At 65.0% G+C, this 14431-nt stretch carries 13 protein-coding genes, 1 tRNA gene and 1 pseudogene; 11 read left to right on the top strand and 4 right to left on the bottom strand.

Features of this window, described 5'->3' with window-relative positions; genetic code table 11:
• The first annotated feature begins 1 nt into the window (after position 1).
• Positions 2-75, top strand: a tRNA-Gly gene (locus QM470_RS02010).
• 307 nt (positions 76-382) lie between these two features.
• Here the strand turns inward: QM470_RS02010 and QM470_RS02005 are convergent.
• The gene (locus QM470_RS02005; RefSeq protein ID WP_283337954.1) at positions 383-1285 is read right to left on the bottom strand and encodes a transglutaminase-like domain-containing protein; all 903 of its coding nucleotides are present in this window, start codon (positions 1283-1285) and stop codon (positions 383-385) included.
• A 765-nt stretch (positions 1286-2050) separates the two neighbouring features.
• On the opposite strand from QM470_RS02005, the gene QM470_RS02000 reads away from it, so the two are divergent.
• Both QM470_RS02000 and QM470_RS01995 read left to right on the top strand, forming a co-directional pair.
• On the top strand, positions 2051-2269 hold the full coding sequence (locus QM470_RS02000; protein ID WP_066532883.1) for a CsbD family protein: 219 nt from the start codon (positions 2051-2053) through the stop codon (positions 2267-2269).
• 67 nt (positions 2270-2336) lie between these two features.
• Positions 2337-2915 carry a hypothetical protein gene (locus QM470_RS01995; protein WP_283337953.1) on the top strand — a complete coding sequence of 193 codons (579 nt, stop codon included), beginning with the start codon at positions 2337-2339 and terminating at the stop codon, positions 2913-2915.
• 503 nt (positions 2916-3418) lie between these two features.
• Here QM470_RS01995 and QM470_RS01990 read toward each other — a convergent pair.
• From QM470_RS01990 to QM470_RS01980, 3 genes and pseudogenes are all read right to left on the bottom strand, one after another.
• Positions 3419-3652: a GNAT family N-acetyltransferase gene (locus QM470_RS01990; protein WP_283337952.1), complete on the bottom strand. Its 234-nt coding sequence runs from the start codon at positions 3650-3652 to the stop codon at positions 3419-3421.
• A complete protein-coding gene (locus QM470_RS01985) occupies positions 3574-3948 on the bottom strand; it encodes a GNAT family N-acetyltransferase (RefSeq protein WP_283337951.1) in 375 nt (124 codons plus the stop codon). Before QM470_RS01985 ends, QM470_RS01990 begins: the two co-directional genes overlap by 79 nt.
• Before the next feature lie 62 nt (positions 3949-4010).
• Positions 4011-4773, bottom strand: a pseudogene (locus QM470_RS01980) (SDR family oxidoreductase).
• Positions 4774-4880: 107 nt separating this feature from the next.
• On the opposite strand from QM470_RS01980, the gene QM470_RS01975 reads away from it, so the two are divergent.
• The 8 genes from QM470_RS01975 to QM470_RS01940 all read left to right on the top strand — a co-directional run bounded on the left by QM470_RS01975 (position 4881) and on the right by QM470_RS01940 (position 14243).
• Positions 4881-5345 carry a DUF6882 domain-containing protein gene (locus tag QM470_RS01975; RefSeq protein ID WP_283337950.1) on the top strand — a complete coding sequence of 155 codons (465 nt, stop codon included), beginning with the start codon at positions 4881-4883 and terminating at the stop codon, positions 5343-5345.
• Between the two features lie 151 nt (positions 5346-5496).
• The gene (locus QM470_RS01970) at positions 5497-6018 is read left to right on the top strand and encodes a hypothetical protein (protein ID WP_283337949.1); all 522 of its coding nucleotides are present in this window, start codon (positions 5497-5499) and stop codon (positions 6016-6018) included.
• Between the two features lie 173 nt (positions 6019-6191).
• Positions 6192-7289 carry a bifunctional L-1,2-propanediol dehydrogenase/glycerol dehydrogenase gene (gene gldA / locus QM470_RS01965; protein ID WP_283337948.1) on the top strand — a complete coding sequence of 366 codons (1098 nt, stop codon included), beginning with the start codon at positions 6192-6194 and terminating at the stop codon, positions 7287-7289.
• A gap of 525 nt (positions 7290-7814) precedes the next feature.
• Entirely contained in the window at positions 7815-9149 is a 1335-nt protein-coding gene (locus tag QM470_RS01960; protein ID WP_283337947.1) for a ferredoxin reductase family protein, read from the top strand.
• An 870-nt stretch (positions 9150-10019) separates the two neighbouring features.
• On the top strand, positions 10020-11006 hold the full coding sequence (locus QM470_RS01955; RefSeq protein WP_192333885.1) for a TRAP transporter substrate-binding protein: 987 nt from the start codon (positions 10020-10022) through the stop codon (positions 11004-11006).
• Positions 11007-11233: 227 nt separating this feature from the next.
• Positions 11234-12493, top strand: coding sequence for a hydantoinase/carbamoylase family amidase (locus tag QM470_RS01950; protein WP_283337946.1), 1260 nt, complete (start codon positions 11234-11236; stop codon positions 12491-12493).
• A gap of 86 nt (positions 12494-12579) precedes the next feature.
• Entirely contained in the window at positions 12580-13554 is a 975-nt protein-coding gene (locus QM470_RS01945) for a helix-turn-helix domain-containing protein (protein ID WP_283337945.1), read from the top strand.
• Positions 13551-14243, top strand: a complete 693-nt coding sequence (locus tag QM470_RS01940; RefSeq protein WP_192333892.1) for an orotate phosphoribosyltransferase — start codon at positions 13551-13553, stop codon at positions 14241-14243. Before QM470_RS01945 ends, QM470_RS01940 begins: the two co-directional genes overlap by 4 nt.
• Positions 14244-14431 lie beyond the last annotated feature (188 nt).

Here is a 14431-nt window from a genome sequence, read left to right as displayed (position 1 = left end):
TGCGGGTGTCGTTCAATGGTAGGACTCTTGCTTCCCAAGCAAATAACGTGGGTTCGATTCCCATCACCCGCTCCAGCATTTCTGTATTCCACAAGGCCCGACAAGGGCCTTTGTTTTTTTCTGGGGTGCGGCAGGGAGGTTTCCTCCGATGAAGCGCTCGCACTTCTCCTGCATTAAATCCCCGGCCATCGTCCTGCCACTTCGCGTCGACGTTGAGGAACATCTCAACGGGGTGCCCCAGTTGCGGAGCTCCATGGGCCGCTGCCGAGGTGCTGCGAGTTAAGGCGCCGTCGACCCACCAGAAACCCGCAGCGGTGCTTAGTGCAGAGGCGGCTCCCATGGCGGCCGCTTGGAGAAAGGTGTCGCCGAAACGGGCAACCCACTAGGTGACGGATGCGGGGAGGACGTGCAGTGGGGTGACGCCATCCGTGGACAGGGCCTGGAGCGTATGGATGGGCTGTGCCCAATCATGCGCGGGATCCTGGTCGGTCCACACCTTGATATGGGGAGGCTCGCTGACCACGCCGCCAAAAATGGTGGCAAAAGCGACATCGGCGGCATCGCGCCCCGTGGCCAGCCGCATCATGCCCATGGGGACCGCCGTACCCGAAGGGTCAAACAGATACCAGCGATCGCCCAGGTACACCTCGACGTAGGCGTGGAAGTCGGGCGGGCCAAGCGCCGGGTCGGCGCCGTAGTCGGTTCCGGTGACGAAACGTGCCGGCAGGTTGATGGCGCGGCACAGCGCAATCATCAAATGGGCAAAGTCGCGGCACACGCCGACGCGTTCGATCAGCGTGTCCACCGCCGATGTGGTGCCGCTGGAGCTGTTGGATCGGAACGTGACATGCCGGCGTACCCAGTCGCAAATCGCCTGGGCGCGCAGATACCCCTGTGGCAGCTGGCCGAACAGACCTACTGCGTAGTTCGACAGGCGATCGGACTGGCAATAGCGGCTGGGGTAGATGAAGTGCAGCACTTCCAGCGGCAGCAGGTGCACGGGAACCTCGGCAATGTGCAGCGGGTCACCCAGATGGTGGGAGATCTCCACCGTGGCCTGGTACTGCACGCGCAGTGGGCCGGGCAGCGCATGCAGGCGCAGACAGCGCTGGCCCACGTTCTGGCTTTGCTGCACATCCCATGTGGCGCCGCTCTGGCTGATGGTGAGGTTTTCATACGGCACCACCTGGTGGGCGGTGCGCGCCGCATGGATGTAGAAGAAAAAGTCGGCACCCGGTGGCAGCACCGTGTAGGCCAATTCAAGTTGCAGCTGGAGTCTGATCATGGTCGTCCCCGGCAACCTGTCATGCAGAAGGATTCCTGTCGCTGGCGACATGCGCCGAGTTGCGCAGGGTTGTGCCGAGCAGGCTGGATTGCCATCAGTGACCTGCGCCGGCACCAGTATGTGCGCATTGCCGATCGGCGCCCCTTCGCAAAGACCATGTGTTGCGGTGTGGGGCCCGAAGTGTGAGGCCGTTGTGTGCCGGCCGGCGTGTCGCCATCCTCTGCAGCAGGGCGGTCCCTGTGCTGCGTGGCAGGCACAACAAAGCCCCTCGCAAGGGGCTGGGTGAATCGGCCAGGGGCGTCACTTCTTTCCTCCGCCCTGGGGCGGGTTGTTGCCGCGACCACCACCGGAGGGGGCGCCCGTTTTGCTGGGCCAGCTGGGATTGGGAGTCTGTCCACTCATAGGCAAGCCTTGCACGCGTCAGGGAGGCCCCATGGTCTGCCTGTGCGCGGTACAAGGCAATGGCCGCCCCCACTGCTGAAATGGATAGTGCGCGCGACCTGTAGTGCGTTTTTTTGCGCTTTTTTGGGGCGTGGCGCGAGGTTTTTTCTCTCGTAACCCTTCGTTTCGTCCTACAGGCCTGCCCCTGCGGGAGCGCTGCCAGGGTTCCCACACGCGGTAGGCACACCCCCACAGCCATGGGCCCCCCTGCCCGACGAGGGCTGCGGTTTCGGTTTTTTAGAGTAGGGCTTCCCCCTACCGCACCGGTAGATGCCATCAACTTCGACGGGGAGCCACTCTCCGTCCAACCCAAGAAGAGGCCATATGAACGAAGACCGTATTGCAGGCAATTGGAAGCAGTTCAAAGGGAAGATCAAGGAACAGTGGGGCAAGCTCACCGACGATGACTTCGACGTCATTGCCGGCAAGCGCGATCAGTTCCTGGGCAAGCTCCAGGAGCGCCAGGGCATTGCCAAGGAGGTGGCTGAGCAGCAGCTGACCGACTGGCAAAAGCGCAACCCCGACTTCCGCTGGGACGAATAAGCGTCCGATCTTGCGGGGGCTGCCAGGCAAGCCGGCAGCCCCTCCCACTCCCACAAGGAGACCGACTATGCAGAAATTTCCCCAACTCCTGGCCACCTGCGTGGCGGCCGTGATGGCCACCTCGGCATTCGCACTGACCCCTGCCGAGCAGAAGGCCGAAAAAGACCGCATCAGCGCTGACTACAAAGCCGCCGTGGCGCATTGCAAAACCATGAATGGCAATGCCAAGGATGTGTGCGAAAAGGAAGCCAAGGGCCACGAGAAGGTGGCGCTGGCCGAGCTGGATTACAAAAAGGATGCCAGCGAGAGCAACCGCTACAAGGCGGCCAAGGCCCGGGCGGATGCCGGCTATGACGTAGCCACCGAGAAATGTGACGACCAGTCCGGCAATGCCAAGGACGTCTGCAAGAAAGACGCCAAGGCCGCCCATGTGAAGGCGCTGGAGGCGGCCAAGGTGGCCGAGGTGCGCAACGAGCCCAACGCCAACCCGGCCTCCAAGGCCGCCGATGTGTCTGCGGTACGCCGCGAGGCCGACAAGAACGTGCGCGAAGCGGACTACAAGGCAGCGGCCGAGCGGTGCGATGCCCTGTCCGGCGATGCCAAGGACAAGTGTGTGGCGGACGCCAAGCGCCGGTTTGGCCAGTAAGCGCGCAACCACAGGTTTTCAGGGCCACCGCGGTGGCCTTTTTTTCTGCCTGTGCCTTTGCCTGCGCTGCAGCGACCCCGGAAGTCTTACGCTGCGCCGCCCATCTCTAGGGTAGTAGTGGGGTGTGACAGGCGGCAGGTGCGCGGGTTGGAGGCCTGTGCCATTGGGTCCACCACCCATGGCATGGCCGTGCCGGAGGGGGTTGTGGACAGCTGGGGACAGGGCGCGAAGGCTCTAAGAGCGTGTTCAAAGTCTCTGCGCAGGCGCGGTGGAGCGCAATCGGGATGAGTTCGAGTCAATGGGTCGCAGCTTGCACTCGTGTGCAAGCAAGCCACAGCGCGAAGAAATCGCCCGATTTCGCTCCAACCCTTCGGGCCCGTGGCTTTGCGGGCGGTCTACTGTGTTACGAATCCTCGCAATAGCGCGGCTATTGCTGCGGTATCGCGCCTTGTAGCCCATCCCGCAAAGACACTGGCGCGTCGCGAGGAGACTTTGAACACGTTCTAAGGCGTGATCGCAAAAACCGAAGCAGCTACGGCTTTGCCATGCAACTGCAGGCGATTCTTGGCGATGCATTCAAACTCGGCTCCACAGCGGCGTGCAACGGCCTCGCTGGGCAGATTTCCCTGGGCCACCACAATCTCTACGCGCTGCATATTCAGCGTGTCGAATGCGTAGGGCAGCAGAGCATGCACCGTCCTGCTTGCCACGCTTTGCCCTTGTGCGCTCTCGCGCACCCAGTAGCCAGATTGCACAGCAGATTCTGGTGGTTGATGGTATTGAGGCCGGCATCACCCAAGAGCTGACCGGTTTCTGGGGCAAACACGCCAAACTCATAGGCACTTTGTGCTGCAAGGCTTGACTGGCATTGTGCAAACCAGTTCAGCGCATTGCGCTCGGCGAACGCAGGCGTGCACCAAGACATCCAGCGGCCCACGGTGTGGATGGACTCCCGGGCCGCATGGACCAACTCCTGCGCGTCGTCGTCGCAAAAAGCGCGCAAGACCAGGCCTTGGAAAAAAAGAGGCTGCATAGCAAATGGATAGTGGGAGGAGGAGGCGCGCACGCGGTCGGGCGGCCTGGCTGAGACGGATGTTATCCCCGCCCCACAAACGGCATCTTGGTCGCCATCACCGTGTGAAACAGCACATTGGCCTCCAGGGGCAAATTGGCCATATACAGCACGGACTGGGCCACGGTGGCCACATCGATCATGGGCTCCACGGCAATCTCGCCATTCGCCTGGGGCACGCCGGTGGCCATGCGGGCGGCCAGTTCGGTGACGGCGTTGCCCACATCGATCTGGCCCACGGCAATATTCCAGGCGCGGCCGTCCAGGGCGGCGGTCTTGGTCAGGCCCATGACCGCATGCTTGGTGGCGGTGTAGGCCGCAGAGTTGGGGCGCGGTGTGTGGGCCGAGATGCTGCCGTTGTTGATGATGCGCCCGCCCTGGGGGGATTGCTCACGCATTACGCGAAAGGCTTGCTGCAGGCAGTAAAACATGCCCTTGAGGTTGGTGTTGACCACGTCCTGCCAGTCTGTGGCCGACTAGTCCAGGAAGGAGCCTGCCGGGTTGCCACGGCCGGCGTTGTTGAACAAGGTCCACGCGGCTAAAGTGTGCAACGGTGCGGGCAAACAGCTGCTGCACGGCTGCGGCATCCGTCACATCGATGGGCAGGGCCAGCACGCGGTCCGCGGCCTGGTGGCGCTCTTGCGCCAGTTGGCGAACCTCATCGAGCGGCTGGGCGCGGCGGCCGGCCAGCACCACCTGCCAGCCATCTGCAACCAGGGCCAGGGCCGTGGCCTTGCCAATACCGGAGTCTGCGCCGGTGACGACGGCGACTTTGCCTGTCTGCATGGGTTGCATGGGTGTTTCCTTCGGGGAGTGATAGAGCTGCCAGGCTTTGTAGAAAGCGGCGGTTGTCCACGCTGTCACCACCATGGCTGTGGTTTATGCTCGCCGCCATGAACGAGATCGCAACTTTCATTCACGCCGCCCGGGAGGGGCTGGCCCAGCAAACCGCAGCCCATGGCGCCACCTGGCATTTGGGAGAAGAGTCCAACTGGTCCGCAGACCTGGATGCCGGCAGCATCGCCTTTGACTTTGCCGATGGCACTGTGGCCACGGCCGCGATTCAGGTGGTGGGCACCTACAACCAGGCCGATGGCAGCTTTCTATGGGGCTGGGATCACCCCTCGGTGCCCGAGGCCCTGCGCGTCCATGCACAACTGGCCAGGGAGTGGGGCGAGCAGCAGGGCGCTACAGACTTTACCGAGCGCAAGCTGCTGTGCAGCGAAGACGATGCCTGGAGTCTTGCATCCGTGGCCAATCGGCTGGCCGAGGCCAACGGGGTGTACCGTGGCAAGGCGGGCAGCACCTTGATCTTTATGACCTTCGGGTCTGTTCGTTTGCAGAAAAGCACCCCTTGAATCGCTGACGCGCCTTCACCCCTCTCTCGCTGCGCGGGACGGCGCCAGTGCGGCAGGGCGGCCCTTGCGCGGTGCCCTGGCATGTTCTCAGAGACAGTGGGTAATGCCGGGCAGTATGGAGACTGAAAATGCGGACGAACAGGACCGTTCCATGAGGCAGAAAAAGCAGCGGGTTTCGCTGCATGCGTTTTTGCAGACCGGCCAACTGGGCGCACTGCTGCCGCGCCGTGATCTGTCGCTGCAGGCACTGACGGCTGTGCTGGGCCAACCCGATGTCTTGGAAACCCAAGGCAGTGTGGATTACGCAGCGGATGATGCGGCCTGCTTTCCCGTCATCGCCAGCTATGGCAGCGTGGAATTCCACTTCGACACCAGCCAGACCCTGTACTGCGTCTTCGCCGATGCGCCCAGCGCAGGCTTTCCCTTCAGCGGGCGGCAGCTGCGTTTGATAGACAGTGCCCTGCTGCGCTTTGGCCGCTCCATGGCAGAGTTTGTGCGCCTGGCCCGGGGACGGGGCCTGGCAGTACAGCCCTGCGAGCGCCCCGGCCTGCTGCCTTATGCCCGGGTGCTGCGCACGGCTGGCGGCGTGGAGCTGGGGTTTGAGGTGGATGACCTAAATGACACCAGCGAGCAGCCCACACTGCGTTGGTGGAGTTTGACGCTCCAGGCTTGATTCCCGAGGTGTTTTGCCTGTGGCGGGCACTGACGCATTGCGAGCGCATCGCCTTTTTCCTGACTTGAAGCAAGCCCTGTTTTTTTGCTCCGGGCTGTAATTGACTTGCGTCATGCCCTTGCCCACAAGGCGGACAGGGCGCAGGCAATGTGCAATTTCAAGAAGGAGTTCCCATGGACCGCGTCATTCAATCCCCCGGCAAATATGTACAAGGGGCCGATGCCCTGCAACGGCTGGGTGACTACCTCAAGCCGCTGGCAAACAGCTGGCTGGTGATCGCCGACAAGTTCGTGCTGGGCTTTGCCGAAGACACCATACGCCAGAGCCTGGCCAAGGCCGGGCTGGAGATGGACATCGTGGCCTTCAACGGCGAGTGCTCGCAGGGTGAGGTGGATCGCCTGTGCCAGCTGGCCACGCAAAACGGGCGCAGCGCCATCGTCGGCATTGGCGGCGGCAAGACGCTGGACACCGCCAAGGCCGTGGCTTTTTTCCAGAATGTGCCCGTGGCCGTGGCGCCTACCATTGCCTCCACCGACGCGCCCTGTAGCGCGCTGTCGGTGCTCTACACCGATGAAGGTGAGTTCGACCGCTATCTGATGCTGCCCACCAACCCGGCCCTGGTGGTGGTGGACACGGCCATCGTTGCCCGCGCGCCGGCACGGCTGCTGGCGGCTGGCATTGGTGACGCCCTGGCCGCCTGGTTCGAGGCACGCGCCGCATCGCGCAGCAGCGCCACCACCATGGCCGGCGGCCCGGCCACGCAGACCGCGCTGAACCTGGCCAGGTTCTGCTACGACACCCTGCTGGAAGAGGGCGAAAAAGCCATGCTGGCCGTGCAGGCTCAGGTGGTGACGCCGGCGCTGGAGCGCATCGTCGAGGCCAACACCTATCTGAGTGGCGTGGGCTTTGAAAGCGGTGGCCTGGCCGCAGCCCACGCGGTGCACAACGGCCTGACCGCCGTGGCCGAAACACACCACTTCTACCATGGTGAAAAAGTGGCGTTTGGTGTGCTGGTGCAGCTGGCGCTGGAAAACGCCTCCAACGCGGAAATGCAGGAAGTGATGTCGCTGTGCCACGCCGTGGACCTACCCATCACGCTGGCGCAGCTGGACATTACTGAAGACATTCCTGCCAAGATGCGCGCCGTGGCCGAGTTGGCCTGCGCCGAAGGCGAGACCATCCACAATATGCCCGGCGGCGTGACGGTGGAGCAGGTCTATGGTGCGCTGCTGGTGGCGGACCAGCTGGGGCAGCATTTTCTGCAGTGCTGACATCAAGCGCTGAGCGTCCCGGGCTCTAAGAGCGTGTTCAAAGTCTCTGCGCAGGCGCGGTGGAGCGCAATCGGGATGAGTTCGAGTCGATGGGTCGCAGCTTGCACTCGTGTGCAAGCAAGCCACAGCGCGAAGAAATCGCCCGATTTCGCTCTAACCCTTCGGGCCCGTGGCTTTGCGGGCGGTCTACTGTGTTACGAATCCTCGCAATATCGCGGCTATTGCTGCGGTATCGCGCCTTGTAGCCCATCCCGCAAAGACACTGGCGCGTCGCGAGGAGACTTTGAACACGTTGTTCTAAGGCCTGCATGCTTGATCCTGGTCACAGACCGTTCTCGCACTGCGGCAGTCGGGCAGAAACTCTGGGTTTCAATGGTTGGCAGTCACTGCCGACGCGGTTCGCCATAGCCGCCAGGGCGTGCCGTTGATCCTGTGCGGGCCTGCCCGTGGGGCGGCAGCACGCGCCATGGAGGGCATGTCCCTAAGATGGCGGCAGGGCTGCCCAGATCCGAACGGAGGTCATGCATGAAGCGCATCCAGTTTGCTCTTGTCGCCATCTTGCTGGTGCTGACCGCGCTGTGGCTGGCCGCCGATACGCTGCGCCCCGAGGCGTTCAGCTATTTCTCGTTTCGTACCGTGTTCGTGCAGTACAGCGGGGTGCTGGCCATCGGGCTGATGAGCGTGGCCATGCTGCTGGCATTGCGGCCGAAGTGGCTGGAGCCGCACCTGGACGGGCTGGACAAGATGTACCGCCTGCACAAATGGCTGGGCATCACCGCGCTGGTGTGTGCGGTGCTGCACTGGTGGTGGGCTAGGGGAACCAAGTGGATGGTGGGCTGGGGCTGGCTGGAAAGGCCGGCCCGCAAGGCCCATGCCGCCGAGGCGATGGGCAGCATCGAAGCCTGGCTGCGCGGCCAGCGGGGCCTTGCGGAATCGGTGGGCGAGTGGACCTTCTACCTGGCCGCCGTGCTGATCGTCCTGGCCCTGGTGCACCGCTTTCCCTACCACCTGTTCGTCAAGACCCACAAAGTGCTGGCGCTGGCCTATCTGGCCCTGGCCTACCACTCCGTGGTGCTCACCAAGTCCGAGTACTGGACGCAGCCGGTCGGCATAGTCCTGGCCCTCTTGCTGCTGGGCGGCAGTGTGGCTGCGGTGCTGGCCCTGGCAGGGCAGATCGGTGCCGGCCGCAAGGTGCGGGGCCGGATCGAGACCCTGACCGAGTACCCGGCGCTGCGCGTGCTGCAAACCACGGTCGCGCTGGAGGCCGGCTGGCCCGGCCATGCGGCGGGGCAGTTTGCCTTTGTCACCTCGGACCGGGCCGAAGGCGCACACCCCTACACCATTGCCTCGGCCTGGAACCCGGCAGAGGGCCGGCTCACGTTCATCACCAAAGCGCTGGGTGACCACACCAGCCGCCTGCGGGACAGGCTGAAGCCCGGCATGCCGGTCACGGTGGAAGGCCCTTATGGCTGTTTCACGTTTGAGGATGGGCTGCAGCACCATATCTGGATCGGTGCGGGCATCGGCATCACGCCCTTTGTGGCCCGCTTGCAGCACCGCGCCGCCCACCCGCACACCCGGACAGTGGATCTGTTCCACCCCACGGCCGACTACGAGCAGGCCGCGATAGACCAGCTGACGGCCGATGCTGCGGCCGCGGAGGTGCGCCTGCACCTGCTGGTCGACGGCCAGGATGGCCGCCTGAATGGCGAACGCATCCGGGCGGCGGTGCCGCAGTGGCGGTCCGCCAGCATCTGGTTCTGCGGCCCCGCAGGGTTTGGCCAGGCGCTGCGCGAAGACTTCTGCACCCATGGCCTGCCGCCCGAACGCTTTCACCAGGAGCTGTTTCAGATGCGCTGAGTCCCCGGCGGTGCTACCCCGCCGACGCGGAAGCGGGCATGGCGCGGCGTGTACGCACCCACAGCGGTATGCGCGATGCGCCGGCAGGCCCGTGAGAGGGGCGTAGGCCGTAATGGGATTGCCACAGGCGGGCAAGCAGGAAAAAGAGGGGGAGGGCGCGCGAAGCGGCGCGGCAGGGGAGGTGCGCTGGCGCTGGAGAGACGGAGTCGGTCGTGCTTTGAAAAAAGTGCTTGGCTAACCGGGCGAACCGCTGGCTAGCAAAAACGCTTTGCAGACCCGAAGGCCTGCGAGGCGCCCCACGATGAAACTCGCGAGCAGCAGTAGAGGTTGCCGCTCGTTGGAATGAATCATACAAGATAACAAGAATCATTCGCAATAAACCCTGCGCCAAGCAGGGATGTCAGCGCATTCGCATGGCGCAGACGCTAGGCAGTACGGGCCACGATGCCGCTGTTGGATGGTCTGCTGGCTGCACGGTGGGCGTCAAGGGAGGCAGAGGAAGGCCTCGCCGCCTTGTCGCCACGGCCATGCCGCAGCGTGCAGGGGTATGGGGGCCCCGGGGTGCTTCAGGGGGAGTGGCCCCAGGCACCGCCTGCCACGCGCAGCGTGCGTGCCATGTCCGCCACACGCGGCACACCCGCCGCACCCGGTGTGCCGCTGCGCACTGCGGTGGGCACGCGGCAGTGGACCTCTCCAGTGCTTCGGTTGGGGGGCCATCTGCGTTTACGTGGCGTGGCCGGGCGGCCTGCAACGGTGGCAGTGGTGTAATCGCCCAGCGAAACAGTCTCTACCGTCCGTCCGCTTTGTCGGGCGGCCTCTCTAGAATCCTCCCCGCACGTCCCGTCGCTATAACTAAGGAGATCCCCTGTCATGCGTTTTTCCCGTCGCACTCTGGTGGCCAGTTCGGCTGCAGCTTTGCTGGGCCTGTCCAGCCTGACCGCTGCCGCTGCCGGCAAGGAAGTCAAGATCGGCTATGCCCTGGCCCAGGCTTCGCACTTTGGCGCGGCCGCCCAAGGCTGGTCCGGCTATGTGGAAAAGGCCACCAACAACGCCTTCCAGTTCAAGCACTTCCCCTCCAGCGCCCTGGGCGGCGAGCGTGAGCTGATCGAAGGCCTGCAACTGGGCACCGTGGAAGCGGCTGTGGTCTCCACCGGCGCCCTGAGCAACTTTGTGGCCGACGTGGGCGTGGTGGACATTCCCTTTCTGTTCCGCGACCTGGGCCACGCCCGCAATGTGCTGGACGGCAAGTTCGGCACCGACCTGCTGGCCAAGTTCCAGCAGCGCGGCCTGATCGCGCTGGCCTGGGGTGAGCAGGGCTTCCGCCACCTGAGCAACAACAAGCACGCCGTGAAGAACGTGGCCGACATGAAGGGCCTGAAGATCCGCGTGACGGAGAACCCGGTGCACATCACCGCCTTCCGTGCGCTGGGCGCTTCGCCCACGCCCATGTCCTGGCCGGAAGTGGTCAGCGCACTGCAGCAGGGCACCATCGACGGCCAGGAGAACCCGATCTCCGTGCTGACCTCGGCCAAGCTGTGGGAAGTGCAAAAGCACCTGTCGCTGACGGCCCACGTCTACGCCCCCATGGTGCTGCTGGTCTCGCCCAGCTTCTGGAATGGCCTGAACGCCCAGCAGAAGGCGGCCTTCACCGACGGTGCCAAGATCGGCGGCAAGGCGTCGCGCACCTTTGTGGACGAAGTGGAGAAGAAGGGCGTGGAAGAGGCCCGCAAGCACGGCATGGCCGTGGTGGACAACGTGGACCGCGCCGCGTTCCGCAAGGCGCTGGACAAGCCCTACGAGCAGTTCGCCAAGAAGTTCGGTCAGAAGACGCTGGACGATATCGCTGCCACCAAGTGAGGGGCGCAGCCGCAGTGCGCGCAGAGCGTGCGCTGCCTGGCTGCCAGCGCTGTTTCCATCCGGGCCTGCCGCGTGCAGGCCATTTTTGCGCCCGGTGTGTATCAAAAAAGATATTTCGAATTCCTTTGGATGTTTATGGCATTCAAAGTCGGTATCTTTTTCGAGATTATCATGTTGCCTTAGCAACCCCTGTCGGGTCGCGCACTGTGCGCACCCTCTCTCTCCCCATGGAATTGCAGACTTTCCAGCCGCTGGCGACGCAGCTGTTCGCCGACATCCGTTCCCTGACTTTCGACGGCGTGGGGGTCACCCGCGCCAGCTACGGGCCTGGTGAAGACCTGGCGGCCCAGTACCTGGAGACCTTCGCCCGGGGCGAAGGCCTGGAGGTGGCACGCGACCGCGCGGGCAACCTCGTCTTCAGCGAGCCGGCGGACAGCCGGAACGTGCCGGCCGTGTGGGTGGGCTCGCACATGGATTCCGTGCCGCAGGGCGGCAACTACGACGGCCTGGCCGGCATCGTGGCCGGCCTGCTGGTGCAGGTGGCCTCGCGCCGCGATGGCGTGCAGCTGCCGGTGCCGCTGAAGGTGGTGGGCTTTCGCGGCGAGGAAAGTGCCTGGTTCGGCAAGGCCTATATGGGCTCGGGCGCGCTGTGGGGCAAGCTGGCGGCGTCCGATCTGGAGCTGCAGCGCCGGGGCGACGGCAAGACCTTGCGCGAATGCATGCAGGCCAGCGGCGCCGATGTGGAGGCCATTGCCCGGCAGGAAAAGCTGCTGAACCCGAGCGACATCCGCGCCTATGTGGAGCTGCACATCGAGCAGGGCCCGGTGATGGTGGCGCGCAAGATCCCGCTGGGCGTGGTCAGCGGCATCCGTGGCAATGTGCGCCACAACCTGATCGGCTGCGTGGGCGAGGCCCAGCACAGCGGTGTGGTGCCGCGCTGGCTGCGCCATGACGCGGTGTTTGCCGTGGCCGACCTGATCATGCGCCTGGACACCCACTGGCGTGCGCTGCTGGAGCGCGGCACCGACCTGGTGGTGACCTGCGGCGTGCTGCAGACCAACCCGGCCGAGCATTCCATCTCCCGCGTGCCGGGCTATGCCAGCTTCAGCCTGGAGGCGCGCAGCAAGAGCATCGACACGCTGGAAGCCTTCTACCAGCTGGTGCAGGCGGAGATGCGTTCCATCGAACGTGAACGCGGCGTGCAGTTCCAGCCCGACCGCCGCCTGCTCAGCGACCCGGCGGTCACCGATGGCCAGCTGTCCGAGCTGCTGTCCCGCGCCTGCGCCGCACGCGGCATTGCCCACGAGAGCATTCCCAGCGGCGCCGGCCACGATGCCGCGCTGTTTGCCAACGGCGGCGTGCCCAGTGCCATGCTGTTTGTGCGCAACCAGAACGGCTCGCACAACCCGCACGAAGCCATGGAGATGGACGACTTCATGCAGGGCGTGCAGGTGCTGGCCGATATGTTGGAGGCACTGCCCGCCTGAACGCACTGCACCGCATGCCGCACGCTGCGCATCGCACGCCACGCATCGTTATAGTGCGCGCCAGCCCGTGACTTGCTGCACCTTCCATGACCGCCACCGTCCTCCCTTCTTCCGCTGACAGTCTCCGCCCGGCCATCGACTATGCCGGTCTGGGTGACCGTCTGCGTGCCTACCGCATCGGCGCCGGCCTGCAGGCCGACGATGTGGCGGCGCAGCTGGGGGTGTCGCGTGCGGTGGTCTACCGCATGGAAAAGGGCGAGATCGTCAAGATCGACACGCTGGAGCGCCTGGCCGCTTTGCTGGGCACCAGCATGGCCTCGCTGCTGGGCGTGGAGACCGAGTACTACGCCAGCGCGCTGGCGCTGTTCGAGCGCATGCGCCAGCTGGAAGAGAAGTCCGACCGCATCCTGGCGCATTTCGAGCCGATCTCGCTGCTGCTCACCTCTGACGCCTATCTGGGCCACCTGGGGCAGATGCTGTACGAAGGCCTGCCCGCCACGCTGCTGGCGGATGAGGCGGCCCTGCGCCGCCGGGAAATCGCCCGCATGCTGGAAGTGCTGCAGGAGCGCCGGCGCGACTTTGCGCTGCGCAAGCCGCAGATCGTCAGCCTGGTGGGCCTGCGCGAGCTGGAGCGCTTTGTGCTGACCGGCCTGGTCGGCCGCGTCGATCTGCCCGCTGCCGTGCGCGCCCAGCGCGTGCAGGCGGCGTGCGACGAGGTGCTGCGCATGGCCGACCTGATGGACAGCGAGCCCTGGCAGGTGCAGGTGGGCCTGGTGGACGACGCCATGCCGTCCGCCACCTACCAGCTGCTGCGGGGGCCGCAGCACCATGTGCTGCTGCACAGCCCGTTCCGCCTGGGGGAGCTGCCCAATGTGCGCAACGGCATTGCCATGGTCACCACCTCGCCCGAAGCTGTGCGCCTGCACGAAAACATGACCCAAACCCTGTGGAACGCCGCCTGCAAGGGCCGCGAAGGGGCCCGTCGCCTGCGCGCCCTGGTGGCGCGCATGGCCAGCACCTTGCCCCCGCCACCGGCCACTGCTTACCCTGATACACCATGAACACCTCGATCTCCGCTGCTTCCTCTCCTCTGACCAACCAGCAGTTTCTGCGCCGCCAGGCCGCCGGCTGGCTGCTGGATGCCGGCTGCGTGGACGCCCGCACCACCGACCCGTTCCGCCTGCCTTCGGGCTGGACCACCCCGGTCTATATGGACGGCAGCCGCCTGATTTCCTTTCCCACCATCCGCCGCGAGCTGATGAAGCAAGGCCTGCAGCGCCTGCTGGACGCGGGCGCGCTGCAGGGGCTCAGCGGTGTGGCCGGCGGCGAATCCAGCGGCATCGCCTTTGCGGCCTGGCTGGCCGAGAAGATGGACCTGCCGCTGCAGTACGTGCGCAAGCGTGCCGTGGGGGTGCGCCAGATCGAAGGCGTGGTGGAGCAGGGCGGCAAGGTGCTGCTGGTGGACGATATGGTGTCCGCCGGCCAGTACAAGCTGAGCTTCATCGATGCGCTGCGCGCCGAAGGCGCCCGCGTGGAAGACCTGTTTGTGGTGTTCGACTACGGCTGCCTGGGTGCCGCCCCGGTGCTGCAGCAGCACGGCGTGCGCGTGCACGCCCTGTGCGACTGGCGCGATGTGCTGGAACAGGCCCGCGCCCGCGGCCAGTTCAGCGACGCGGCCCTGCAGACTTGGGAAGAGTTTCTGCAGGCGCCGGCCGAATGGTCGATCGCCCATGGCGGCGTGGGGCAGTAAGCGCCACCACGGAGATAAGGGGCTATCGGCCCCTGTGACCCACTGCCGGCGGTGAGGCCGCGTTCCACCCGGGAGCGGGTGGCCGCATGTTCCGGGCAAGTTCCGGGCGCAGGCCCTGTGCCCACCCCTCGGCCAACCCACGGCCCTGCTGCCCGCAGTCCTTGGTGCCTGAGGTCCGACGGACGGGC

This window comes from Comamonas sp. 17RB (assembly GCF_030056555.1).
Taxonomy (GTDB): domain Bacteria; phylum Pseudomonadota; class Gammaproteobacteria; order Burkholderiales; family Burkholderiaceae_C; genus Comamonas; species Comamonas terrigena.
The sequence above is the reverse complement of the archived record's forward strand: the minus strand, read 5'-3'. Positions and strand labels throughout refer to the sequence as shown.

Bases quoted from the DNA above. Each gene is read 5' to 3' on its own strand.
- QM470_RS01975 (WP_283337950.1), top strand. From the start codon at position 4,881: ATGAACGAGATCGCAACTTTCATTCACGCCGCCCGGGAGGGGCTGGCC.
- QM470_RS01960 (WP_283337947.1), top strand. From the start codon at position 7,815: ATGAAGCGCATCCAGTTTGCTCTTGTCGCCATCTTGCTGGTGCTGACC.
- QM470_RS01945 (WP_283337945.1), top strand. From the start codon at position 12,580: ATGACCGCCACCGTCCTCCCTTCTTCCGCTGACAGTCTCCGCCCGGCC.
- QM470_RS01970 (WP_283337949.1), top strand. From the start codon at position 5,497: ATGAGGCAGAAAAAGCAGCGGGTTTCGCTGCATGCGTTTTTGCAGACC.
- QM470_RS01985 (WP_283337951.1), bottom strand. From the start codon at position 3,948: ATGCAGCCTCTTTTTTTCCAAGGCCTGGTCTTGCGCGCTTTTTGCGAC.
- QM470_RS01995 (WP_283337953.1), top strand. From the start codon at position 2,337: ATGCAGAAATTTCCCCAACTCCTGGCCACCTGCGTGGCGGCCGTGATG.
- QM470_RS01955 (WP_192333885.1), top strand. From the start codon at position 10,020: ATGCGTTTTTCCCGTCGCACTCTGGTGGCCAGTTCGGCTGCAGCTTTG.
- QM470_RS01940 (WP_192333892.1), top strand. From the start codon at position 13,551: ATGAACACCTCGATCTCCGCTGCTTCCTCTCCTCTGACCAACCAGCAG.
- QM470_RS01950 (WP_283337946.1), top strand. From the start codon at position 11,234: ATGGAATTGCAGACTTTCCAGCCGCTGGCGACGCAGCTGTTCGCCGAC.
- QM470_RS02000 (WP_066532883.1), top strand. From the start codon at position 2,051: ATGAACGAAGACCGTATTGCAGGCAATTGGAAGCAGTTCAAAGGGAAG.
- gldA (WP_283337948.1), top strand. From the start codon at position 6,192: ATGGACCGCGTCATTCAATCCCCCGGCAAATATGTACAAGGGGCCGAT.
- QM470_RS02005 (WP_283337954.1), bottom strand. From the start codon at position 1,285: ATGATCAGACTCCAGCTGCAACTTGAATTGGCCTACACGGTGCTGCCA.